The 25,343-nt window shown below is 65.5% G+C and carries 15 protein-coding genes; 10 read left to right on the top strand and 5 right to left on the bottom strand.

The features are described from left to right. The first annotated feature begins 394 nt into the window (after window positions 1-394). Both OG884_RS07705 and OG884_RS07700 read left to right on the top strand, forming a co-directional pair. Window positions 395-5,800, top strand: coding sequence for a LamG-like jellyroll fold domain-containing protein (locus OG884_RS07705; RefSeq protein WP_326643572.1), 5,406 nt, complete (start codon window positions 395-397; stop codon window positions 5,798-5,800). Window positions 5,801-5,864: 64 nt separating this feature from the next. Further along, window positions 5,865-6,914 carry a DUF6461 domain-containing protein gene (locus OG884_RS07700; protein ID WP_326643570.1) on the top strand — a complete coding sequence of 350 codons (1,050 nt, stop codon included), beginning with the start codon at window positions 5,865-5,867 and terminating at the stop codon, window positions 6,912-6,914. Window positions 6,915-7,153: 239 nt separating this feature from the next. Here OG884_RS07700 and OG884_RS07695 read toward each other — a convergent pair whose 3' ends face one another. Then, window positions 7,154-7,618, bottom strand: a complete 465-nt coding sequence (locus tag OG884_RS07695) for a hypothetical protein (RefSeq protein ID WP_326643568.1) — start codon at window positions 7,616-7,618, stop codon at window positions 7,154-7,156. A gap of 674 nt (window positions 7,619-8,292) precedes the next feature. Between OG884_RS07695 and drmD the strand changes: the two genes are divergently transcribed. Then, window positions 8,293-11,451, top strand: a complete 3,159-nt coding sequence (drmD, locus tag OG884_RS07690; RefSeq protein WP_326643566.1) for a DISARM system SNF2-like helicase DrmD — start codon at window positions 8,293-8,295, stop codon at window positions 11,449-11,451. 239 nt (window positions 11,452-11,690) lie between these two features. Continuing rightward, on the top strand, window positions 11,691-15,623 hold the full coding sequence (locus OG884_RS07685; RefSeq protein ID WP_326643564.1) for an Eco57I restriction-modification methylase domain-containing protein: 3,933 nt from the start codon (window positions 11,691-11,693) through the stop codon (window positions 15,621-15,623). Between the two features lie 202 nt (window positions 15,624-15,825). Here OG884_RS07685 and OG884_RS07680 read toward each other — a convergent pair whose 3' ends face one another. From OG884_RS07680 to OG884_RS07670, 3 genes are all read right to left on the bottom strand, one after another. Further along, a complete protein-coding gene (locus OG884_RS07680) occupies window positions 15,826-16,479 on the bottom strand; it encodes an NYN domain-containing protein (RefSeq protein WP_326643562.1) in 654 nt (217 codons plus the stop codon). 753 nt (window positions 16,480-17,232) lie between these two features. After that, entirely contained in the window at window positions 17,233-17,439 is a 207-nt protein-coding gene (locus tag OG884_RS07675) for a DUF397 domain-containing protein (RefSeq protein WP_326643560.1), read from the bottom strand. 14 nt (window positions 17,440-17,453) lie between these two features. Continuing rightward, window positions 17,454-18,347 carry a helix-turn-helix domain-containing protein gene (locus OG884_RS07670; RefSeq protein ID WP_326646875.1) on the bottom strand — a complete coding sequence of 298 codons (894 nt, stop codon included), beginning with the start codon at window positions 18,345-18,347 and terminating at the stop codon, window positions 17,454-17,456. A gap of 359 nt (window positions 18,348-18,706) precedes the next feature. On the opposite strand from OG884_RS07670, the gene OG884_RS07665 reads away from it, so the two are divergent. The 3 genes from OG884_RS07665 (at window position 18,707) to OG884_RS07655 (ending at window position 20,572) form a co-directional block, all read left to right on the top strand. Beyond that, window positions 18,707-19,162: an ATP-binding protein gene (locus OG884_RS07665; RefSeq protein WP_326643558.1), complete on the top strand. Its 456-nt coding sequence runs from the start codon at window positions 18,707-18,709 to the stop codon at window positions 19,160-19,162. Between the two features lie 278 nt (window positions 19,163-19,440). After that, window positions 19,441-20,106 carry a DUF433 domain-containing protein gene (locus OG884_RS07660; RefSeq protein ID WP_326643556.1) on the top strand — a complete coding sequence of 222 codons (666 nt, stop codon included), beginning with the start codon at window positions 19,441-19,443 and terminating at the stop codon, window positions 20,104-20,106. Between the two features lie 22 nt (window positions 20,107-20,128). Continuing rightward, complete coding sequence (locus OG884_RS07655) at window positions 20,129-20,572, top strand: hypothetical protein (protein WP_326643554.1); 444 nt, start codon at window positions 20,129-20,131, stop codon at window positions 20,570-20,572. Between the two features lie 70 nt (window positions 20,573-20,642). Here OG884_RS07655 and OG884_RS07650 read toward each other — a convergent pair whose 3' ends face one another. Further along, window positions 20,643-21,362: a hypothetical protein gene (locus OG884_RS07650; RefSeq protein WP_326643552.1), complete on the bottom strand. Its 720-nt coding sequence runs from the start codon at window positions 21,360-21,362 to the stop codon at window positions 20,643-20,645. 1,035 nt (window positions 21,363-22,397) lie between these two features. Here OG884_RS07650 and OG884_RS07645 point away from each other — a divergent pair. The 3 genes from OG884_RS07645 to OG884_RS07635 all read left to right on the top strand — a co-directional run bounded on the left by OG884_RS07645 (window position 22,398) and on the right by OG884_RS07635 (window position 25,236). Continuing rightward, the gene (locus OG884_RS07645; RefSeq protein ID WP_326643550.1) at window positions 22,398-22,613 is read left to right on the top strand and encodes a hypothetical protein; all 216 of its coding nucleotides are present in this window, start codon (window positions 22,398-22,400) and stop codon (window positions 22,611-22,613) included. A 10-nt stretch (window positions 22,614-22,623) separates the two neighbouring features. Next, window positions 22,624-23,217, top strand: a complete 594-nt coding sequence (locus OG884_RS07640) for a DUF6879 family protein (RefSeq protein ID WP_326643548.1) — start codon at window positions 22,624-22,626, stop codon at window positions 23,215-23,217. A 78-nt stretch (window positions 23,218-23,295) separates the two neighbouring features. Next, the gene (locus OG884_RS07635; protein ID WP_326643547.1) at window positions 23,296-25,236 is read left to right on the top strand and encodes an ATP-binding protein; all 1,941 of its coding nucleotides are present in this window, start codon (window positions 23,296-23,298) and stop codon (window positions 25,234-25,236) included. Window positions 25,237-25,343 lie beyond the last annotated feature (107 nt).

Genomic DNA, 25,343 nt, shown 5'->3' with positions numbered 1-25,343 from the left:
AATCATTCGCGGACGGGGAGTATAGACAGGGCCACTGACACTTCTCGCCGAGGTTGTTCTTCGCCTCACGGTCGATGCGTCAGGTTGCTGGTTTCCTTAGGCGTTTGAGCTGCAAAAACAGGGGATCTTCCTTGGTTTTGCTTTTATTTTGGCGGCGGGTTTCTTTGGGCGTTGAACGCCATTGAAGATGCAGAATGTGGTGTTCCCGTTACGCTCATGATTGTGAGAGCTGTCCGGCGTCCGCGATTATGTCTTTACTTTCTTGCCGGTTCCATGTGAAGATCACTTCGGCCCAAGAGCGTTTACCGGAAAGGTCGGAGTGAAACCGCAGAAACCAAGACCTGGCGTTCTGTTCCGTAACCATCGCCGAGCCTCACTGATAGTCGCGGTAGGGGTGTCCACCTCGCTCCTCGTGACCCCCGCCGCAGCCGCCCCCACCCCCACGCCTGCCCCCACCTCTGCCGTTCCCGTGTCGCGACCGGCCGCCACTCCTGATCCGGTGAAGGCGGCCCAGCAGGAGGCGAAACGGCAGAACAAGCAGGTCGAGATCGAAACCCTGCACACCGAGAACTCGACGACGGTCGCCACAGGCGACGGTAAGACGCTGGGCACCTATGTCTACAGCCAGCCCGTCCGCGTCAAACGAGACGGCGTCTGGAAGAAGGTCGACACGACGCTGGTCGCGGAGAACGGGGTCGTCAGGCCTCGGGTGGCCAAGCTGGACATCAGCCTGTCCGACGGTGGTGACACCGCTCTGCTGACCGCCAGGGGCGAGACGCTGGGTGCCGAGAAGGACAAGGCCGGAGAGGTGAAGATCTCCGCGCCGAGCGAACTGCCCGCGCCGAAGTTGTCGGGCAACAGAGCGGTGTACGAGTCCGCCTACGGTCGCGGCGTCGACTTGGTGGTCACCGTGACCCCGACCGGTTTCCACCAGGAGATCGTGATCCGGGAACGGCCCGCCAAACAGCTGAAACTGCCGATCTCCGTCGATCTGCCCGCGGGGATGGAGTACGGAAAGACCTCCGCGGGCAAGGCCGCCGTACTGGCGGGAGACAGGCCGGTGGCTGATCTGGCCTCGGTGCGGATGCTGGACGCCACGGCGGCCGAAGCTCCCGGGTCCGGTCGCATGGGTGCGGCGACGACCACTGTTCAGGACAAGTCGAGCGGGCCGGTCGTGGTGCTGTCTCCGGACGAGGGATTCCTCGCCGATCCGCAGGTCACCTATCCGGTGACGCTGGCCGCGGCCGGCTCGGACTGGTACGGCGCCGGTTATCCCGACGACACGTTCATCAACAACAAGACCTGGGGCACCGGCGGCCCCAACCAGGGCATGTTCAAGCTGCTGGTGGGCAACGGCGGCAATGCCATCTCCAACGGCGACACCAACGATCCGAGCACGGTCTGGCGCAGCTATCTGCGCTTCGACCTGACCGGCGCCCCGTTCATGGGCCGGCCGATCCTCAACGCCGACCTGCGGCCGTGGAACTACCGCTCCCACGCCTGTGGCGACGCCAAGGGCGACATCGTCGTCCGCCGCATCACCAGCAGCTGGAGTGTCAACTCGCTGAGCTGGAGCAGTCAGCCGTCGGTGACCACCAGCGGGCAGGGCATCAAGGGCAGCGCGGTAGGAGACCACTGCTCCGGCGACCTGACTTCTCGGGATGTGTACTACACCATCGAGGGCATCGTCCGGGACTGGGCCGCCGGCCAGCCCAACCACGGTCTGCGGATCAGCGCCCTGCAGGAGGGCGGCGTCATCAACTGGCGCGAGTTCCGCTCGGCCAACTACACCGACTTCGACGGCCACCCCCCACACCTCTTCGTCAAGTACGAAGAACCCGCGCCAGAGCCGGAGACCAAGGGCATGTTCCTGCCCTACTTCGCCAACCCCACGGTCGGCGACGACCTGGACCACAGTTTCGGCGTCGACACGTGGCCCTCGGCCCCGGAGATCACCGAGACGCAGGCGTTGCGGCAGCGTGAGGAGTCGCCGGACTATGTCATGGAGGACTCCACGCTCGGCGTGGGCGTGCCCGACGATATGAGCGCCGAGGAGTGGCTCGACGCGATCGAGGCGGTGCACCCGACCGACCCCGATCCCGAGCCGCCGACCGGCCCCGACACCACGCCGCCCACAGTGAGCGGCACCTACCCGGAGGCCGACGCGATCGGCACCCCGGTGGGCGAGCCGGTGCGCGCCGGGTTCAGCGAGCCGGTCACCGACGGCGTGATCGTGGTGAAGGGCCCCGACGGCACCCCGGCCACCGGCACGACGACCACGGACGACGCAGGCCGGGTGCTCATATTCACGCCCGGCGCGGCGCTGGCGGCCAACATCCGGTACACCGCCGAGGTGAGCGGCGCAAAGGACGCCGCGGGCAACGTCATGGCGGCTCCGCACGTCTGGTCGTTCACCACGATCGTGGAGAGCACCGCGCCGACGATCGTGCAGACCGTTCCCGCCAGGGACGCCACCGGGGTCGCCGCCACCACCCCGGTGCAGGCCGTGTTCAGTGAGGCCGTGCAGGAGGCCCAGGTCTCGGTGAAGAACGCCGCGGGCGTCGCGGTCGCGGGCAGCGCGGCGATGGACGCTGCGAACACGGTGCTGACCTTCACGCCCACCCAGGCATTCCCGCGCGGCACCCGCTACACCGTAACGGTCAGCGGCGCCAAGGATGCCGCAGGCAACGCCATGACGCCCGACAGCTGGTCGTTCACCACCAACAGCGTCGGCCTGGTGGCGGCCTACGGCATGGAGGAGGGCACCGGCACCACGGTCGGCGACTCCTCCGGTGAGGGCAACACCGGCCTGGCGCAGGGCACCAGCTGGTCCAATGACGGCCGGCACGGCAAGGCGCTGTCGTTCAACGGCACCACCAGCCTGGTGACCGTCGGCGATTCCCCGTCGCTGGGCCTGACGACGGCCATGACGTTGTCGGCCTGGGTAAGTCCGACAACCGTCGACGGCTGGCGCACCATCCTGATGAAGGACGACGGCGAGAACGAGGAACTGTCCTACGGCCTGTACGCCTCCAACGGCACCACCCCGTCCGCGTGGTTCTCGACCGAGAACACGGCAGAGGTGACGGTCAACGGCACGGCGCCCTTGCCCGCCAACGCCTGGCGGCACGTGGCCGTCACCTACAACGGCACCACCGCCCGCCTCTACGTCGACGGCAGCCAGGTCGGCCAGACCACCACCACCGGCCCCCTGCTGGATGTCGACGGCGACCTGCACATCGGCGGCAACACGATCTGGGGCGAATACTTCAGCGGCCTCATCGATGAGGTCCGGATCTACAACGTCGCCCAGACTGCCGCTCAGATCCAGGCCGACATGACCACCCAGATCGGCGGCTCGTCCCCCAACCCGTCCCCCAGCCCTTCGCCCTCGCCGAGCCCGTCTCCGACCCTCACGCCGTCCCCAGTCCCGGGACTGGTCGCGGCCTACGGCATGGAGGAGGGCAACGGCACCGTGGTCGGCGACTCCTCCGGCAAGGGCAACACCGGCCTGGCCCTGGACACCGGCTGGTCCAATGACGGCCGGCACGGCAAGGCGCTGTCGTTCAACGGCACCACCAGCCTGGTCACGGTCGCCGATTCTCCGTCGCTGCGACTGACGACCGGGGTGACGCTGTCGGCCTGGGTCAGGCCGACGAACCTCACCAGCTGGCGCACCATCCTGATGAAGGACGACAATCAGGCCGAGATGTTGTCCTACGGCCTGTACGCGTCCAACACCGTCGTCCCCTCCGGATGGCTGGCCACCGGCCTTGAGGAGATGGTGACGGTCAACGGCGGCACGGCGTTGCCCACCAACGCCTGGCGGCATGTGGCCGTCACCTACAACGGCACCACCGCCCACCTGTACATCGACGGCGCCCAGATCAGCCAGACCCCCGCTACCGGCGGCCTGCTGGACGTCGACGGCGACCTGCACATCGGCGGCAATGCCATTTGGGGCGAGCACTTCAGCGGCCTCATCGACGAGGTCCGGATCTACAACATGGCCCAGACCCAGGCGCAGATCCAGGCGGACATGACCACCCAGGTCGGCGCGGCTCCGGCCGGGGCCCTCGCGGCGTCGGCACTCAGCACGGCGAAGGCGGCCGACTCCGCACCGGAAATCGCGAAACTGTCGGTGTCCGGCTCCGTTGGCGCGCCCCGGCTCAAGGCCTGGCTGACCGGCCCGCAGGACCACCGGGCGAAGGTGGAGTTCGAGGTCGCCCCCAAGTCGGCCAAGTCGGCCCAGCCAGCCAAGCGTAAGAAGCCGATTTGGTCCGGCACGACCGATTCCGCCGGGAGCGCCACCGCCACGGTCAGCATCCCGTCCGGTCTGCTCGCCAACCGGCAGGAGGTGCGCTGGCGGGCCCGGACCACGACCGGTAAGTGGTCGGCCTGGCAGCCGTTATCCGCCGCCCTCCTGGCGGCTCCGCTCGTCCGACCCTCCGTGGATAAGCAGGAGGTCCGTAACGTCGCCGCAGCCAGGACGTTCCCCTACAACCACATGACCGAGTCGGAGTGCCAGGACGCGATCGCCGCGATCAACCGACCGGACCTGGTCAGTTCCATGCACCGACGGGGCTGGTACTCCAAGAACTCCTACAGCATGTGTTACGCGATGTGGATCGGTGAACGCGACGAAGACTCCAGCGTCAACCGCGACGACCCGCTGTTCAGCGACACCAACTGGTACGGGCGGCTGACGATCCTGTTGAACAGTTATGTCGGCAAGGGCCACAATGCCGCCACCCCCAGGATCGCCAGAAACGGCCCTGCGGGCTACAACAGCCGGGACATCAAGGTCAAACTCGCCGTCACCGACATCAACCTCGTCAACGCCGACTGGGACGACCGCGCGTTCCGGGTCAGCCTGGGCGAGTCGGCGGACTGCGCCGCCACCTTCGTCGACACCGACGGCCAGACCAAGCCGTGGGGATACGGCAAGGAGCTCACGGTCGCACAGTGGCGCAACCGCGGGCCGATCGAGATCAAGCTGAGCGTGCCGGAGAACGTGCGGTCGACAAGCCCGGACAAGGGGAATACGTGCAGCATCAAGCCGTCTATCAAGTACACCCATAACCCCGAGTTGATGGACAGCTACAAGACGCTCAATCCGCAGTTCAACGGCAAGGCGTGGGTGCAGAACTTCATCTGCGACAGCGCTGACTGGATCAAGGCCTACACCGGTGGCTGCATCGTCAACACCGTGCGTCCGGTCTTCATCCTCAACGGCAATGACGCCAAGGTGAAGGAGTCGGCCGCGCACTGGGCGGACGCGCTCTTCCGCCCCGCCGCCACCGACCCTGGCAGAGGAACGGCCAAGAAGATCCCCGGCCGGTTCAACTGGCAGGACCCCGGCTGCACGCAGGGTCAGGCTCCCGTCTGCCTGCATCGCACCCGGGACACGGCCACCATCAACAGGAACCGCGGCGTGTCGATTCCGGAATGCCGAAGAGCTTGGCCGGGATACAGCGGCCACTGTGACGAGTTCCCCTTCGCGTCAACGGTCGAGGGGGCTGCGAACACGAGCTACGACTATTCCGTGCGCACCATCAAGGGCTCGGACAACTGTTCTTCCGGGTCGCGGACGAGCGTGTTCTACCAGCGTCACCGTATCCGTGACAATTTCTCGTTCTGGATGGATATCATCGAGAAGGGTAAAACGGCGCCGACGGGTGGCGCGCCCGGCGTCGTCGTCACCGATCCGCTTCCGGAGGAACTTCCGGAACTCGATCACGGCACCTGTACGGTCGACGGAATAGGAGCCAACATCATCGGCCCCATTCCCCCCGCCTGATAGATGACCAGGGTGAGGGCGGATTGTTCACCGCCCTCACCCTGCTATTTTCTGGAGCGTTCACATGATCGAGATCGAGACCGCCTGCCTCACCTGGATCAGGACCGGCGATCTCGACCAGGCGGTCCGGGCGTTCGGCGGACACCCCCTCGTGGCCGAACCGGAGACCTTCGACGGCCTGTTCGGCATCGCCGCAGAGGACCTGCCCGACGACGCCACCGGCGTGGCCCTGGTGGCTCGCCACGGGGAGTGGGCCGTGATCGTCGAGCCGTTCGCGTTCCGCGGGCTGAGCGAGACGTTGCTGGGCCAGGTCGCGGCCAAGGGCGAGGCGTTCCGGGTGGCGTGGACCATCAACATGGCCACCTTCGTCAGCTACGTCCGTGACGGCGAGGTCGTCGCGTCGTTTGACGCCCTGGATCTCGACGGCGCTCGTGGCCGGGAGTGGCTCGACGGCCTGCCGGTGAGTGAGGCCGACTGGCGCGCCGACTGGAAGGCCACCGCGTTCGCCGTGGCGGAGCACCTGTCCGGAGTCGTCATCGACGACGACTGGACGGCCCGGCCCCACGCCCTCCACTGGTTACGCCCGGTGACCGTCGGCGCGCGCCCGGCCCTCCGAGTCGACGGGCGCATGCGGGCCATCGCGGCCATCGACCCCCGCATCGCCCGCATCATCGCCGAACCCACGCCCGACCGGCTGCCGGAGATCGTCGGCATCGCGGCCGGTCTGGCCGTGGCCACGGCGGGCATCGACGGCCCTCTGGTCGAGGAGGCGCTGGGCCTGATCGCGGCCGGCGCGTGCTCCGCCGAGCTGGCCGGGCGGCTGGGCGTCTTCCGAGCGGAGTTCGCGCGACGGGCGTCGGGGGCGTTTCAGGCCTCGCCCGACAGCGCCCGGGAGCGGTACCCCTCGCCGGGCCATGACACCGACTATGGCCGATGGATGGTGAAGGGGGCCGCCGCCGAGGCGTTGATGACGGCGGTGAACCCGGACATGGATCTGTTCTGGCGGGCCCAGCAGGTCGTCAACCAGTCCGGCGGCACCTACCTCAGCGAGGAGAACAGGGACATCGACCGCCACTACGCGCTCGGAAGGGTTGTCACCTACCTCGACTCCTGAGTAACTGCGAGCCGGGGACGTTTTTTCTGGCAGCGGCCACTGCCGTTCTGGAAGATGGCGTCGACGTTCTCATGCCGCCCACTGACGCTGGCTGGGGGCGGCTGTACATAAAATATTACGCGGTAAAGTCACTTTTGGTGGTCCTGGAGCCGGAAGGCCGTTTCGGGCTGTCGCCAAGCCTGGAATATGCTAAATTGGCGACCGCGAGCCAGTATAAGTCAAATGATACCTATGGCCTCCTATGTGTACTGCAGGTCATTGACTTCTGTATGGCAAATGGCGACAATGCCATTTCGGGTTAGTTGTGATCTTTCTGTGGTTGGCTGATGGATTCGGTTGAAGTTTGTTTTTGAGACCCGTTTGGTGTTGAAGGTGATGGTTCTTTGATGTCGATGCCAGGGGAGTCGGCGACCTCTTTCAGGGACAGGTCGGCCCTCAAGGTGAGCCGGCGCGAGTATCTGGCGACGTTGGGAACTCGCCGCCACGACATGGTCGAGAGTCTGCTGAAGGGCGGCCATCGTGCCATCGGTGATCGTGGAGTTGGCCGCCGATGCGAGCCGGTCCCGCAGTCCGTCGAAGCCGGTGACGCTCCGCGCGATCATTTCGAGGTCGCGGTCAAGGGGCCGGCGTGCGTCCGCGCATGCTCGTTGCACGTTTCCGGTGGCCTCGGCGGCCCTCAGCGGCGTCTGGCGCAGACGGCTCACCTCCTCCTGTAACGCCTCGACGGAGTCCTCGGCGGCAGGGGGGTGTACTCGTCGCGGATTCTTCTGGCTCTGTCGTCAACTCGAACTCTTCGGGCTCGTAGTGGTCGGGCGCTTCGATCGCGTCGGGATCCGAATCCTCGGCTATCGCCTCGGCGGCGGAACCCGGCCGTAGCAACCTCGCGCAGGTGTCCGTGGTGAGCTCGTCGTGATTTCCGAATCCAGGGAGGAGGGCAGGCTGAGAACGTGGATGAGCGGCGAACTCTGCTTCCTGTCGCTTCCCCTGTCGTCCGGCGGTCGCCGTAGATGTGGCGTCATCGAACTCTCCGGGGACGGCCACACGCCTGTGCTCGTACGGCCGGAGTTGGGGGGTGGGAAGCGGCACCCGGTTGGTAACCCGATCGGGGGTGTGCCGCGTCACACTGAGAGATACTAGATCGTTCCTGATTATATGTGAACTAAGCGCACGAATATTTTTTCTGTGGACATGGGACACATGTGTGGCATACAGTCCAGTTCGCGCCCTTGACGGAACGGCTCCTGGGCGATCGACTTTGCAGGTCCTTTACCCCCATTGGCCCCCGCCCGGTAAACCTTCCCCCCGATGATCACATCCCCTCGATCACGGAACGACGGCCCGAGCGCGGGAGCGGCGGGGAGCCGTCGGCGAGGAGTGAATGGTGACCAGCGCGACCCCCCTGAGCGCGACCCAGCAACGACCGGGCATCGGAGCCCTGGTGGAGATCCGAGGGCAGCGCTGGGTGGTCAGCGAGGTCGACGCCGGCGAGCCCAGCACCCTGGTCGGCCTGCAGAGCGTCGAGGACGGCCGGTACGGCGACCGGCTCGACGTCGTCTGGGAGATCGAGCCCGGCCGCCGGGTGCTGCCCAGCGGCTCGCTGCCCGAGGTGACCCCCGACGGGTTCGACCCGCCCGAGCGGCTGGCCGCCTTTCTGGACGCGATCCGCTGGTCCGCGGTGGCCAGCGCCGACGTCAAGACGCTCCAGGCGCCGTTCCGCTCCGGCGTCGCCATCGAGGACTACCAGCTGGAGCCGGTGGCCCGCGCCCTGGACGCGCCCCGGGTGAACCTGCTGCTCGCCGACGACGTCGGCCTCGGCAAGACCATCGAGGCCGGGCTCGTCGCCCAGGAACTGCTGCTCCGCAACCGCGCCCGCAGCATCATGATCGTCTGCCCGGCGGGGCTGACCCTCAAGTGGCGCGACGAGATGGCGGAGAAGTTCGGCCTGGACTTCACCATCGTCGACACCGAGCGCTGCGCGGTGGTCCGCCGCACCCACGGCAGCGCCGCCAACCCGTTCAAGGTCTACCCGCTGACCATCGTCAGCCTGCCCTGGCTGCGCGGCCCGAAGGCGCAGCGGCTGCTGAACGAGGTGCTCGACTCATCCGGGCTGGAGCGCCGCTTCGACCTGCTCATCCTGGACGAGGCCCACCACGTCGCACCCGCCGCGCCCAAGCAGGTCTACGCGGTCGACTCCCAGCAGACCAAGCTGATCCGCCACCTCGCCCCGCACTTCACCCACCGGCTCTTCCTCTCCGCCACCCCGCACAACGGCTACGACGCGAGCTTCACCGCGCTGCTGGAGATCCTCGACGACCAGCGTTTCGCCAGGGGCGTCGAACCCGCGAAGGCCGCCGTCGGCGAGGTGATGGTACGCAGGCTCAAGCGGCACATCGTCAACAAGGACGGCAGCAAGCGCTTCCTGGAGCGCGCCGCACAGGCCATCCCGGTGCACTACCCGGAGGACGAGCGCGAGGCCCACGGGCTGCTCAAGGAGTTCGCGGAACTCCGCCGGAACCGGCTCAACCGGAGCCGGAAGGGCCGCAAGGCCGCCGACCTGGTGACGCTGCTGCTGAAGAAGCGGCTCTTCTCCAGCCCGGCCGCGTTCGCGCACACCGTCGGCGTCTACCTGAGCAACGTCACTGATCGGGCGGTCGAGACGGACGACGACGATGACGAGATCCCCGAGTGGGCGGAGGAGTTCTGGGAGAACACCGCCACCCTCGACGACGAGCCGCTGGCCGAGGCCGAGGACGACGCGATCGGCATGGCCGCGCCGCTCCAGGGCGCCGCCACCGAGGCCGAGGTCGAGCTGCTCAACCGGATGCGCGCTTGGGCGCTCGACTACGCGGGCGCCCCCGACGCCAAGGCCCGCGAGCTGATCACCTACCTCAAGGCGGTCTGCCGCCCGGACCGGCACTGGACCAACGAGCGGGTCGTCGTCTTCACCGAGTACCGCGACACCCAGCGCTGGCTCACCGAACTGCTCCGCCAGGAGGACCTGGCCGGGGACCGGCTCGCCATCCTGCACGGCGGGATCGCCGCCGACGACCGCGAGCAGCTCCGGGTCGCCTTCCAGACCGACCCGGCCGAGCACCCGGTACGGATCCTGCTGGCCACCGACGCCGCCAGCGAGGGCATCGACCTGCAGAACCACTGCCACCGGCTGATCAACTACGACATCCCGTTCAACCCCAACAAGCTGGAACAGCGGATCGGCCGGGTCGACCGGTGGGGCCAGAAGCACAACCCCGACATCCGCCACTTCGTCGGCACCGGCTGGGACAGTGCGGTCGACTCCTTCGAGGCCGACCTGGAGTTCCTCTCCCGGATCGCGAAGAAGGTCGCCCGGATGGAGGACGACCTCGGCTCGGTCAACGCGGTGCTGGCCGACGCCGTACAGAAGCGGATGCTGGGCGGCATCCCCGACTACGACGTGGAGCGCGCACCGCAGAAGCAGACCGTGCAGGCCGAGACCGACGTAGGCGAGCAGGTGCGCAGGCTCCGCGCCAACCTCGACGACACGAAACGCGAGCTGGACCTCAACCCGGTCAAGGTGAAACGGGTGGTCGACACCGCGCTCGGCCTGGCCCGCCAGCAGCCGCTCCGCAGGCACACCGACGACAAGCACCTCGCCGAGGGCCTGTACGACGTGCCGCCGCTCACCGGCTCCTGGGAGCGCGCCACCGCCGGACTCGCCGAGAAACTCCGCAGGAAGGACGAGGTGCCCAGGCAGCGCCCGGTCACCTTCGACGAGCGGGCCACCCTCGACCCGCAGGGCCGGGTACGCGACGACGTGGTCCTCGCCCACCTGAACCACCCGCTCGTCGCCATGTCCACCCGGCTGCTCCGCGCCGCCGTCTCCAACCCCGAGATCGACCTGCACCGGGTGACCGCGATGGTCAGCGACGACCCCGCGCTGGAGACCACACTGGTCGGCGCGTTCTTCCGGTTCGTCCTGGTCGGCGGCGACGGTATCCGGCTGCACGAGGAGGTGCTGCACGCCGGAGGCTGGATCCCGGAGAGCGGCCGGTTCCGGCGGCTGGACAGCGTGACCGCGCTCGGCACCCTGCTGGGCCGGGCGCTCGCCGGCGGCACCCCCGCCTCCGCCCCGGTACGGCACCGCCTGGCCGCGCTCTGGCCGAAGGTCGGCGAGGCCGTTCTGCAGTCGATCGACTGGCGGGTCAACGGCAAGGACCAGAAACGCGACCAACTGGAGCGCAAGCTCGCCCAGCGGATGGAGGCCGAGCAGGCCCGGCTGACCGCCAACCTGGCCCGGTTCGAGAGCACGCTCCGCGCCAAGCTCGCCGAGAACACCGATGAGGACGCCCTGTTCAGCCGGATCGAGGCGAGCCGGAACAAGGAAGAGCTCGACCAGTACCGAAGAGACCGCAGATCCTGGGAGGACCGCTTGTCCCGCCTTGCCGAGGAGCGCGACCGCGAGCTCGCCACCATCGCGGCCCGCTACCGCGACCCGCAGTCGCACCGGTTCCCGGTGGCCGTGGTCTTCGTCGTGCCGAAGCGGGAGGCCACCCGATGAGCCGGGGCAGGACGTTCGGCAGGGAGCGGGACGCGGTACGCCGGCACCAGGAGTGGCTGAGTCTCGTCGAGGTCTCCGGCCCGTTCCTCAGCGTGCCGGTGCTCAGGTCGGCCTGGCCGGAGCTCGACTCGCTGAACAGGACGGAGGTCGACCGGCTCCGCCTCGCGCACGCCACCTGGCTGGCCGGCCGCGACCGTAGGGACCAGACCGCCGCCGTCCGCCGGGCCTGGATCGGCCACGTGCTGCGCGAGCTGCTCGGCTGGGACGACGCGGTACGGATCGGCGGCATCGACGAGCTGACCATCCAGGTCCCCGAGCACGACACCTCCCTCACCCCGCACTTCGCCCTGACCGTGCCGGGCTCGGGCGCCGGGGCCGGTCCCGCACCGGACCCGGGTGCGATCGGCACCGCACCGGACCCGGGTGCGATCGGCACCGCACCGGACTCGGATGCGATCGGCGGTACGCCGCGCCCGATCGCGGCAGGGGACGTACGGCTGCTCGGCATGATCAGCAACGATCACCCGATGGCCCGGATGCGTACCTCCACCTGGGCCGCCACCCCCGTCGACCGGATGGCCCAGCTCTGCCGCCACCACGGCGTCGAACTCGGCCTGGTCACCGACGGCCGCTGGTGGACCCTGGTCTGGGCGCCGAAGGGCGGCGTCACCACCACCGCGGTCTTCGACGCGATCCCCTGGCCGGAGGCCGCCGAGCGCGACGTCCTCCGCGCGTTCGTCTCGCTGCTCAAACTCGACCGCTTCTTCTCCGTACCCCAGGCGGAGCGGCTGCCCGCGCTGCTGGCCGCCAGCCTGGACAACCAGGAGGAGATCACCGAGGCCCTCGGCGTCCAGGTCCGCCAGGCCGTCGAGCTGCTCGTCACCGCGATCGGCCGGGCCGGGGTACGCGACGACATCAAGGCGCACGAGGTCTACCGGGGCTCGGTGACCGTGATGATGCGGATCGTCTTCCTGCTCTTCGCCGAGGAGCGCGGCCTGCTCCCCGCCGACAACGAGGTCTACGCCACCGCCTACTCCGCGGGCCGGCTCTGCGCCGAGCTGGAGCAGCTCGCCATCGACGGCTCCGAGACCGAGCTGGAGAACGGCAACGCCGCCTGGCACCGGCTGCTCGCCGTCTTCAAGGCCGTCTACCGGGGCGTCGACCACCCCCGGCTCAGCATGCACCCGCACGACGGCTCGCTCTTCGACCCGGACACCTTCTCCTGGATGCCGCTGAACATCGACGACCGGACCGTCCTGCACATGCTCAAGGCGGTGCAGTACGTCGAGGTCGGCACCGGGAAGAACCGCGAGCGCCGCAAGCTCAGCTTCCGCTCCCTGGACGTCGAGCAGATCGGCTACGTCTACGAGGGCCTGCTCTCCTTCGAGGGCTTCCGCGCGGCGGACACCGTCGTCGGCCTGATCGGCAAGGCCGGTAAGGAGGCCGAGGTCGAGCTGACCGACCTGGAGAGCCTCGCCGCGGGATTCGGCGGTACGACGGGCGACGGCTTCGCCGCCAAACTCGCCGAGCTGTACCGGGACACCGGGCTCGGTACGGCAGGCGCCGTCGCCCGAAAACTGACCCCCTTGGACGCGGCCGGTGAGCTGGAGGCGACCCGGAAACTGCTCGCGGCCACCGGAGGGGAAGCCGAGCTGGCCCGGCGGCTGCTGCCGTTCGCCGGGATCATCCGCGACGACCTGCGCGGCCTGCCGCTGGTCATCCTGCCCGGCACGCTGTACGTCACCGAGTCGGCGCTGCGGAAGAACACCGGCACCCACTACACGCCGAGGAAGCTCGCCGAGGAGGTCGTCGAGGGGGCCCTGGAGCCGCTGATCTACACGGTCGGCCCGCTGCAGACCGCCGACCGGTCGCAGTGGAAGCCGAAGACGGCCAAGGAGATCCTGAAGCTCAAGGTCGCCGACATCGCGATGGGCTCGGCCGCCTTCCTGGTCGCCGCGGCCCGCTACCTGGGCGAGGCCCTGGTCGAAGCCTGGTCCCGCGAGGGCGACGAGCGCGCGGTCGCCTACCTGGACGGCCGCGAGGACGACCGGGTACGCACCGTCGACGCCGAGGCCGACCCGCTGGTCATCGAGGCCCGACGGCAGATCATCGAGCACTGCCTGTACGGCGCGGACATCAACCCGATGGCCGTGGAGATGGCCAAGCTGTCGCTATGGCTGGTCTCGATGGACCCGGCTCGGCCGTTCACTTTCGTGGACGACCGGTTGGTGGCGGGGGACTCGCTGCTGGGGATCACGTCTCTTGAGCAGCTTGAGGTCATGCACATGGACCCGGCGAAGGGTCGGAAGGTCCATGAGGACCTGTTCGACTGGACGGCAGGGGTTCGCTCCAAGGTCGCCGAACTGGCCGATAGGCGTCGGGGAATCGCGGATATCGAGTTGGGAGAGGACCCACTGGCAGGTTTGGCCAGGAAGCGGGCACGGCTCGAAGAGATAGGTATTGCCTCGGCGCAGTTGCGGCTTTTTGCTGACCTGACAGTGGGGGCAGCGCTGGCATATGCAGGCAAGGGGGACCGGGCTCTCAAGGTTGGTTCGGAGCACGCGGCGAAGGTGGCAAATGACGTATTTGAGGGTAGAGGGGAGCTAGAGGCTCGGGAGCTACGCAAGGAGTGGCTCGCTACCGATCAATTGGAAGGAAACTTTGACCGGCAGCCTATCCATTGGCCATTGGTGTTTCCTGAGGTCTTCGAAGGAGCAGGGTTCGACGCCGTCATCGGTAACCCGCCGTTCCTTGGAGGTTCTAAAATTACCGGTGCGTTTGGGTTGCTGTATCGCGAGTACTTGGTTGAATCGATCGGTTATAGTAAGCGCGGAAATGCGGATCTAGTAGCCTATTTCACTTTACGTTCTCATGCAGTTCTTGATAAGGGTGGTCAAGCTGGCTTAATTGCTACTAATACCCTCGCTCAAGGCGACACTCGTGAGGTCGGACTCGATCAACTTGTGGCCGATGGGGCCGTGATTCGCAAATCTGTAAAGAGTCGTCCGTGGCCGTCGAAGAGTGCGGTACTGGAGTATTGTGCAGTCTGGATCAGCCGCATGGCGCTCGGTGAAGATGTCAAGCGGATTGCCGATGACGTGCCTGTCGCAGGAATCACCCCGTCTCTTGATCCGGTATCTCGTTTAACCGGGAACCCCTATCGACTTTTTGGGAGTCAAGGGATTTCGTTTACTGGATCAAAGCTGGATGCCATTGGGTTCACGGTCGAATCCAATGTTGCTATGGCTATGATTAAGGATGATTCACAGAATGCCGAAGTTCTGTTCCCCTACGTTAATGGGCAAGATCTAAATTCCCGTCCAGATTTTTCTGGGAGTCGTTGGGTTATTAACTTCCATGACTGGCCAGAAGATATTGCTAGGACCTATGTGGGGCCGTATGATCAAGTGATTCGATTAGTGAAGCCGCAACGGGAAACTAATAACCGTAAAGTTTACCGTGATTACTGGTGGCACTATGCCGAAAAGCGTCCTGGGATGCTAAAAGCTATTGCTGGGCTGAAACAGATCATTGTGATCACACTCGTGAGCAAGGTCGTGATGCCGGTGATGGTGCCGACTGGGCAGGTGTTCTCGCACATGCTTGGCGTCTTCGCGACAGATGACATGGCGATGCTGGGGCTGCTGTCGAGCGCGCCGCACTACTGGTGGGCGCGTGCACGCGCGTCGTCAATGAAGGCGGACCTGCGCTACACGCCATCAGACGTGTTCGAGACGCTGCCCCTCCCCGAACTCACCCAGGAGATGCGTGATCTCGGCAACCGGCTCGACACTTTCCGCCGCCGCCTCATGCTTGCCCGCCAAGCCGGTCTCACCGCCACCTACAACCTGGTTAACGACCCCAAGTGCGAGGACGAGGACATCGTCGAGCTTCGCCGTATCCACCGGGCTATCGACGAGGCGGTCTGCCGCGCCTATGGCTGGGACGACCTGATTGACAAGCTTGACCACGGTCACCACCCCGTAGCCCGGGAGACCCGCTACACGGTCGGCCCCGGCGTGCAGCGGGAGTTGGTAGACCGGCTGCTGGAGCTCAACCATGCCCGCTATGCCGAAGAGGTCGCCCAGGGCCTGCACGACAAGGGGGCCAAGAAGAACACCCGGGGCAAGCCCAAGGCCAAGGCGAACACCGACCAGGAGGACCTGTTCTGACAGGGGGCAAGGCGAGGGGGCCCGGGATGAGCTGAGCGTGGCACTCGGCTCACCCCGAGCGCCGTTGGGAAGGAGCGTGACGGATACGCCTGCTACTCCGAGTGAGTTGACAGACACGGAGGTGGACCGGTTTACTGGTTCCAACCACGCCGCCGGACACGTGCCGGTGGTTGAAGGCCCCGCCCATTGGACGGGGCCTCACTTATTTCCGCCAGAGGTCCGGGTGCCACAACGCCGGACGCTCGATGTCTCCCTCGTGATCTTTGAGCCTCTCAGGGAACTGACAGGCTTCGAAGGCGCTTGTCTTGATCTGGCGGAAGAAGGTCGGCGGAATCTGCTGCAGTTGCCAACTGCCCTTGGAGCGTCGGCCGGGGTTGAGGATGCCCACCGGCAGGCCATGGTCATGGCAGACCATCCGGATGGGTTCCGCGAGATCGGCGTCATTGCTGATCACGACAGTGAATTCGCAGTCACCGCCGAGAGCGTCGGAGAGCAGGTAGGCGCCGATGTTGACGTCCGTTCCCTTCTCTTCCACTTTGATCACCTCCACCGTCTTCGGGCCGACCGGGGGAGGATGGGCCAGGCGCATCCGGACTGTGCTGACCTGAAAGCGCCCGAGGTGGATGCTGAGATGTGGAATCGTGGCCAGGGCTCTGAGGTAGAAGTCCTGCCGGTTTGGCTTGTCGGGGTCATCCGGCCATGCCATGACATTGGCGGTGAAGTAGCGGATGCGGTGGATCTCATGTTCCGGTAGTAGGCGCCGGGTGAAAGCATCGAGGTCCAACCACTTGTACGGGCTGCCCTTGAGACGGCCGTAGAAGAGGTTGAGCCCGTCAACATAGACGTTCGTAAGCACAGAGTGAATATATCGTCACGCAAAGTTAAAGAGGTGCGGGTTTCGCGCGCCGCTCGAACGGGAGTACGGGGACTGGGAACGACCCCGCTCTTTCGCCGCGAGGCAGCACCATGCCTTGAGCGGGCGGCGCTGCGGCGATGGCGTGGAGCCGGGCCGTTGCGGTCGCGGTCATGGTAGATTGACAGGACGCGGAGGTGTCCGCCGTACGGGGAACGGTGGCGTTGCTGGATGGCCGTGGCCGTCTGTGCCGGCTGGGAGCCGAAGGCGGGTGCGTGGGATCGGCCGCCATATGGCTTAAAGTGCTTGCTCGGTCGCTTTTGGTGAGGCAGGCTGGGTGTGCCGCGCCCCCGGTGGGCGTTGGAAGTGAGGCCGGGACCACCGATGGAATCGGGCACCCGGCTCTCGCGCCTTTTATGGCTCAACATGCTTGCCTGGTCATTCTTGGCGAGACGGGCTGTGCCGCACCCCTTGGGGTGCGGAAGTGAGGCCGGGCCTCCCGATGGAATCGGGCGTCCGGCCTTCGCGCTGTCCGGCCCCGAGGCGGTGGCCGCGTGGGTGCGCCTATTACTCCAAGTGAGTTGCCGGGCATGGAAATGGGCCTGTTTGTCGACCTTGACCACGCCATCGGACATGCGCCGTTGGTTGAAGGTCCCGCCCACTGGGCGGGACCTCGCTTTTTTGTGGCAGGCTGGCGGCCTCGGATCTTCTCCTCGCGGGACTCGGTCCTGTCGGTTTTGGAGTTCTTCGGGGTGGTCAGGAGAGGGGGGCGAAGTCGCCGTTCTTGATGCCGTTGATGAAGGTGGTCCAGTCGGTGCGGCGGAAGATGAGGGTGCCGCCGTCGCGGTTCTTGGTGTCGCGGACGGCGACGTCGTTGCCGACGAACGCCATCTCGACGCAGCTCGGGCCGTCGGCGCTGAGGCTGCTCTTGCGCCAGCGTGCACCGGATAGATCTGGTTGCATCTCGGTTCCTTCCGCTAGTGATCTCTGTGTAGAGATGCGAGTAGCGCTGCTGTGTCGGCGGGGCTGAGCGCTACCGCGCGAAGATGCTGACACATATCGTTATACCGCTGGATATCTGTTTCTTCCTCAAGGAAAAGGTCGCCGGCCATGCTGTCGATGTGAATCACATCGGGGTTGTCCGCAGCGAACTTCAAGACGATGAAGCTGCCGGGCATACCTGGGTGGGCTCCAGCGGAGAACGGGATGACCTGGACGGTGATATGCGGGCGCTTGGCTTGCTGGGCCAGATGTTTGAGCTGAGCGCGCATGATGAGATCACCGCCCACCGCCCGGAACAGGGCGGCCTGATCCAGGATCGCCCATAGGTGCAGCGGTGTGTCTCCCTCCAGGAGAGCCTGTCGCTGCATCCGGGCAGCGACACGATCCTCGATTTCGTCATCGGTAACGGTCGGACGGACACCGCGAATCATCGCCCGCATGTAGTCCTCGGTCTGTAGCAGGCCGGGGATGAACAGCGACTCGTAATTTATGGCCTGATGGGCCTCGGCCTCCAGGCCGATATAGGCGCTGTACTTGTCGGGGAGGTCTGCTTCGAGGCCGTGCAGCCACCCGCGCTGCTTGGCCTCCTTCTGTAGCGTCACCAGGTCGGTGCGCTGGCTGCCGGTGACGCTGTAAGCGTCGAGCAGGGCGTTGAGTGTCCGGAGCTGCGGCTTGGTCTTGGCCGTTTCGATTCGGTGGAGCGTAGCGAGGTTGACGTCGGTCTTCTCGGTCACCTCGGCCTGGGAGAGTCCGGCCTCCTGGCGGAGGCGGCGTAGCTCGGCTGCCAGACGCCGCAGGCGCACCGTTGGCGGTTGACGCTTGATCCGTGGCAGGGGTGCAACTGCCCCCAACTCATCCTTCTCCTGCATCTTCAGCACCTCTCTGGACTATGCGGGCAGTGTAAGAACCTGCATTGCATTTACTCATGGTGATGGTGCATGCTCACTCCGTAAGCTTTCCAGGCGGGCTCCCCGCTGGAAGGCGAAACGCATGATTTCCCCAGACGGCCGGGCGGACGATCTTCCCTCCCGAGGCGGCCCACCCCGTACCGGGTGTCCGTCCGGCCTCAGCGGTACGACCGGCGACACATCTGCGACGCTCCCCGGCCGTACTTCCTCGTAGGACCGGCACCGTGCTCCCCTCGTCCCCCGTGGGGGAGAGCGCGGCGTCCCCCGTCTGCGAACGGTGCCGGTCCTATGCCCGACGTACTGACCAGGAGCGGGTGAAAATGACCGGTGTCGCCACCACAGAGCACTACCTGGAACTCTCCGTCTTCCCGACCTCGCCCTACTACGCTCGGGTGCACGTCCAGCGGGTGCTGGAGGGCTGGCGACGGGACGACCTGATCGAGACGGCCCAGCTCGTCGTCTCCGAGCTGGTCTCCAACGCCGTCAAGGCGCACACCTCGTACCCTGCCGACGTCGAAGCGGCCCATGCCGACCCGGACCGAATCTGGATGGACCTCTACCTGGTCGGCGAGACGGTGGTGCTCCGCGTCTGGGACGCCGCCCGCACCCCGCCCGTCCTGCGCACCCCCGCCCCGGACGACGAGAGCGGCCGAGGCCTCCACCTCATCGACCTCCTCGCCGCCGACTGGGGCTACTACCGCCCAACCCCCGGCGGCAAGATCGTCTGGTGCACCCTGGCAGCCCCACCGCCACCCCGAGAAGCCGCTGAGCCCTGAAAAGGAGCGATCGATTGTTCGCTGACCGGCTTGAGCCGTACGGCGACAGCATGCCGGATCACGAGGGCCGCGATCGTCTGAACCACGGACTCGCGGCCTGATCACGTGCGAAACTGTGCCGCGACCGACCGGTGGGCGGGTTCTGCCCGTCGGTTCGCCCCATCATGATCTCCTTGCTGCCGGTCGCAATGATTGCGAAAGCGGCGAGGCCCCCTGCCCGGTGATAGGCCGATCGGCGATGATGACAGCAGGCACGACAACGGGAGGAGGCGAGCGACGTGGACGACATCCGGACTCGGAGGGGTCTGCTGAATCAGAGCGACGCTGCCCGCTTCCTCGATATCCGGCAGCAGACCTTCAACCGCTGGGCCAGAGGTTACGAGCGGGGGCGTCCGCTGCTGCACGTTCTTCCCCCCGGCGGCTCCCGGCAGGCGACCGTGCCATTTGTCGCCATGGCCGAGGCCTATGTGCTGGACGCGCTCAAACGGGCCGGGGTGAAGCCGAACAGGATCCGGCCCGCACTCCAGCGGCTTCAGCAGGAGTTCGGTCACGAGTATGTCCTTCTCGCTCCCGAACTGGCGACGGATGGCATCGACGTGCTGTGGGATTTCTCGCGGACGGAGGCCGGTGCGGGACTCATCGAGGCGCGGACGGGCCAGCACGTCATCCGGGAGATCGTCGCCGACTATCTGGACTATGTGGTCCGTGCCGAGGACGGATTTCCTGCCAGCCTGCGACTGCGGAGCTGTCTGCCGTCGAATGTGGTGGTCGATCCGCATCGGGCGTTCGGGCAGCCGATCTTCGCGGAGACGCGCACGCGGGTGTCCGAGGTGGCGGCCATGATGAAGGCCGGCGAGGAGCCGGAGGTGATCGCCGATGAGCTCGGAGTCACCCTCGACGATGTCAGAACCGCCACCCGCATCCTCCTGGGCCACGCCGCCTGAGTTCTACCTCGATGAGAACAGTGTGAGCCGCAGTGTCCGTAAGCTGCTGGCCGGGCTGGGTTACCTGGTGCACACTCCCGCGGAACTGTTCGGCTCGCGAGATGAGGCGCTGGGGGCCGCCGATGAGCGCTGGCTACCTCTGGTCGGGCAGCGAGGTTGGCTGGTGATCGCCTGTGACATCCGTATATTCGAGCGCCCGCACGAATACGAGGCATATCTCAAGGCCAAGGTCGCGGTGTTCCTGCTGCCGGGCGAGTCGAAGATCGAGGAACGCAAGGGACTGATCGCCTGCAATCTCTCGGCGATGTGCAGCGAGGCCAGCCAGCTTCGATCAGGAGTGTGGCGACTGACCGTGCATGGTCTGGACCCCTACGAGGCTCCGGCTGCCAAGAAGAAGCGAGCGCAGCGTCCAAAGACGATTGGTTGTGGGTCTTGCCGCGAAACCCTCTCTGAAAGATTGGCGTGAAGATCGGATATTGCGCCAGTTCGCAGCCGTCTTGCCGTTGTTCTCCTACCAGCGGAGGAACTCGACCGGACTAGGTCAACGGTGGATGCCTCGCGGTCTCGCTGGTGGTGATCCGCTCCTCGGCCAATAGTGTGAATCGTCCGTCCTGCGTTGACTCCGTGCCTATCGGAGAGGGCCGGCGCCGCTTCACGCTGAGGAAGCGGAAGACGACGAAGCCGATACTCATGGCAGCCGCCACCCACACGACCGTCTTCCCGATGGCCGCGATCACCTCGTTCCTACCAGGTGGGAGCACGATCATCTGTACGGCGGCGCCGACCGGCACGGTCAATCTCGCGAGGAGACCGATCACTCCCGGCCGCTTGACGCACGCACCCACGGCCCCAAGGGGCGCCCCGAAGATGACGCTGGTGATCCACCACACGAGCGGCTCGGACTCGTACCAGGAGGACAGGGACCCGTCGCTGCGGATGGTTTCCACGACGCTGTAGGCCGCCGTGGCCGCGAGCAGGGACAGTGCGCCGGCGACAGCGCCTTGGGCCAGTGCCGCAGGACGGCTCTCCCCGGCGCGGGTGACCAGCCACCCCACGGCGACCGCCGATCCCGCCCAGGCCCAGCCGGAGTCCAGCAGCACGCTCATGATCTCTATGACCGACGCCCCGCTGGTCGTGGCGATCCGACTTTCGAGGTCCGCATAGTGGTGGGAGACGGCGTTGACCAGGGAGGTCGCCGCGCCGAACCCCGTTCCGATCAGCAGCGCGCTGACCAGGACTTTAGCGAGGCGAGTCATACGTGGCGGTCCTGCCGTCGACGGCCATGTCGCTGATCGTCAGTCACGGATGCCTTCCTATTGCACTTGTCATGATTTATGACAAGTGGCCAGACTATTCGCTGCTCATCACACCTCGTACATTCCGGCTGCGGCGACCCGGAACAAGGCTCACGGGCTCGTGATCAGTACGTGGCATCAGAACAACCGGGGCGACCTGAACTCTCGTGATCTATGGCCAACCGGTACCCGTCGGTTCTGGAGGGATCTCGTTCTCCGTGGGCTCCGGGGGAGGCTCGCTCTCGATCGGTTCGGGTGGTGACTCCGTCCCGGGAAGGTCGGCGGGGAGCGAGGTCGCCGGTATCGGTTCACGCAGCTCAGCTGGTGAGCTGCCGCTTGCCGGGATCATGGCTGCGAGCACGAGGATGAACCCGACGACCGCCACTAGGCCCGCACCGACCTCGTCGGCACCCGGACCGCCGGGCAACCGGCGTGGATGCCCACGCACCCAGACCCTCTTGCCGTTCTGATTCCGGTAATGGCCGTTGACCCAGGTCCAGCGCGTAGCGCCCATGCCGGGACCGTACAGAGGTCACCGGACCGCGACCAGAACAGCGCACGGCAGAGTTTCCTACCTCGCCGTGAGTCGGCAGCGCTTGTTCTGTGTTCGCTCGTACCGTTGGCGGTCGACATCGCCAGGGTCACGCCTTTGTGAAGTTGTGTCCGCCCTCCATCGAATTGATTTTCGATTGGGTGTCGGGGCGTGCTCCGGTCTGTACGGAGGCGTTGTCCGAGTGCCCGCCAAGGATGGAGGCACCGCACACTCAACCTGCGTTGCCGGTGTGCTCAACCAGGACATTGAATATGTAACAGAGCGAAATTGGCGATTTCGTTGAGTGGAAGATCCTGGTGCGAATGGCCGTAATAATGCGTTAGGGTTGCGTTTAAATGTGCCATGCGAATTTTGTCTTTACTGTTGACCTCTCGTGATTGCCATGTTATTTTAAGTTCAATTTGCATATAGCTGCCACGGGAGTGGCGAGAAGAGGAGTGGTCGTGAAACTGACCATGCTCTGCAAAGATTCTAACTCCGGAGGGCAGGGCTGCCCAAGTGTCTACTTAGCGGACAGCGGCGAGATGGTCGTGCAGGGCGTCCAGGTGGACGAGGCCACAATGGGGGAGCTGGCGAACCTGCTGCCCGGTGAGACCGCTGTACGAATCGATCCCGAAGTCATTCTCGGTGCGATTCGGCGCTACCAGGCCGACCGGTGACGGCGGACTCGTGTCGGCCACAACGTTTCTGTCACTGAGCGATCCCCGATTCAACAGCCTTTTCGTTGAATTTCGCCACACGGCCTATCGTCTGGAAACTCTGCAGGCCTACGACGTCTCGTACGAGCAGGAGGCGTTTGATCGCTTTCTCGTCGGCGGGCCGCGTGGCCGGTTCTCGGGAATCGAAGACTGGGTTGACATGGTCAGGGCAGGGGTCGAGGAAGGAAAGCGATTCCATCGCGTTCATGTGTTGATGGAACCGCTGTCGGATTACATTCGCTTCGAATGCGCATGGTCTTATCGGCATACGGTTGCGGCCGGCGAGGACGTCAGGGTCATCCCGGTCGATGAGCATGAATGGCCGGAAGGCCTGCCCAGAGTCGACTACTGGCTCTTCGACTCCGTCCGGCTGCTCATCATGAACTACACCCCGGAGGGGACCTTTCTCTCCGCTGAGCTGGTCGAGGATCCACGAAGGATCGTGGAGGCGAACTACTGGCGTGACCGGGCCGTCGGGCTGTCCGTTCCGTTCTTGGAATATGCAGCCGGTTACGACGATCTGATGCTCGGGCGACGGAAGCGTGCGTGCTCTCGACCGGGATGATTTTTCCTCACTCCACGGGCGGCGCACACCGTGTGCCGGAGATCCGTGGTCGGTCGTCTTCGGACAGTGGGAGTCGGGTTGAAGGACGGGCAGGCGTCGGGCACCACGCACAACGAGATCAGCGGTGAGTCGGGAGCGGCCGTACAGGCGGGGACCGTGCACGGCGGCATCCATGTCGGCCCGGTAGCCAAGGGGATATTCCCCGGGCCCCGCCAGCTGCCCATGGACGTCACCGAGTTCGTCAACCGGGAAGAACAGATGGCCAGGTTGGACGCTCTCCTGCCACGCGACTCACCGGAGAACGGCCAGTCGGCGAGCGCGTCGGCCGTCATCTCGGCGATCGCGGGAACCCCGGGGGTTGGTAAGACCGCCCTGGCGGTCCACTGGGCCCACCGTGTGCGTCACCACTACCCGGACGGAGATCTCTACATCAATATGAAGGGGTACGGCCCAGGCCCTGCGGTAAGTGTCGGCCAGGCCCTTGACTCCTTCCTGCGTGCGCTGAACGTCGCTCCGGACCGGATACCCGCGGACTTCGAGGAGCGGGCGGCGATATATCGCTCCGTGTTGAACGGTAAGTGTGTTCTTGTGGTCATCGACAATGCATCGTCCGTCGATCAGGTGAGGAATCTCCTACCCGGCTCTCCGATGTGTACGACACTTGTGACCAGCCGTAGCACGCTGCAAGGTCTTGTTATTCGGGAGGGTGCGGTACGTATGGTCATAGATGCTCTCTCACCGGCTGAATCGTTGGAACTGCTCAGGAACATAGTGGGAGCGGAACGGATCGATGCGGAGCGGGATGACGCGGAGAAGTTGGCAGCACATTGCGCCTATCTACCGTTAGCGTTACGCATAATAGCCGAACGCATAACAAGTCACCCATACACCAGTCTGGCGGAGTTCGCGGCGGAACTCGCGGACGAGCATGCCAGGCTTGACGCGCTGGGCATCGAGGATGACGAACTAAGCAATGTGCGGGCAGTGTTCTCGTCATCATACAAGGCGCTCAATCCGGACCTGGCGCGAATGTTCAGACTCCTTGGCCTGCACCCGGGCTCCGAATTCAGCGTGGCCGCCGCGGCAGCCCTGATCGGAGCGGATCAGAGGACCGCGCGGCGGCTGATCGACGCGCTTGTGAGCAGAAATCTGGTGCAACCTGTGGCGCCGGAAAGATATCATCTACATGATCTTTTACGGGTTTATGTCGTTGAGCGGGTGAATGTCGAAGAGACCGTTTCGGTGCGTGTCACAGCCGTAAGAAGCTGCCTTCTCTGGTATCTCATGAGTGTCTACAACGGACACAAGGTCATTCTGCCGGGATTTCACAGCGTTCCCATCGACATTGACGGTGTGCCGATCACTCCTCTTCTGTTCGATGACGTGGACAGGGCCATGCAGTGGTTCGAGCGGGAGAGAGGAAACCTGCTCGACGCCCTGGCGATGGCGGTGAAAACCGAACAGTTCGACATAGCGTGGAGACTCCCGGCCGTGATGTACGGCTTTTTCGAGCTCCGTTCGTACTGGTCGGACTGGCGTGAGATCCACACCGTCGGAGTGGAGGCCGCCAAGTCGATCGGTGACCGATACGGAGAGGCCTGCAACTACCTGGGGCTCGGTGATGCGAACTGGTTGCTACGACGCCTCGACGAAGCACTCGTGTGTTACCAGAACAGTGCCGAGGCAGGACATGAGGTGGGAGACGGCTGGGTCGAGGGCTTCTCGCTGCGGCAGATAGGAGTCGTTCTCCAGGAGACCCGGCAACTGGACCAGGCGATAGAGGTGACCCAAGAGGCGATCAATGTTTTCCAGGCGATCGGGGAGAAAAGGGGGGAGGGGATGGCCTGGCTCAGTCTTGGAAAATGCTACGGACTGCTCGGGATGCATGCCGAAGCGGCTGACTACTGCCGCGCGGCACTCGGCATATTCGCAGAGATCGAGGACGAGTGGAGCCTCGCCTGGGGCAGATGTGCTCTCGGGCTAGCCCTGAACCTGGATCCACGGCGTGAATTCTGGTGATCATTCTTCGGTTCGATTCCTTCACCAGGACCGTTTTGCCTGACGGGGGTCTGATTTGGGGTGTGGAGAACCCGCCGTGCGCGGGTCACGGATTGTCCAGGCGTTCA

Origin of the sequence: Streptosporangium sp. NBC_01755, assembly GCF_035917995.1 — a bacterium.
Classification (GTDB): domain Bacteria; phylum Actinomycetota; class Actinomycetes; order Streptosporangiales; family Streptosporangiaceae; genus Streptosporangium.
The sequence above is the reverse complement of the archived record's forward strand: the minus strand, read 5'-3'. Positions and strand labels throughout refer to the sequence as shown.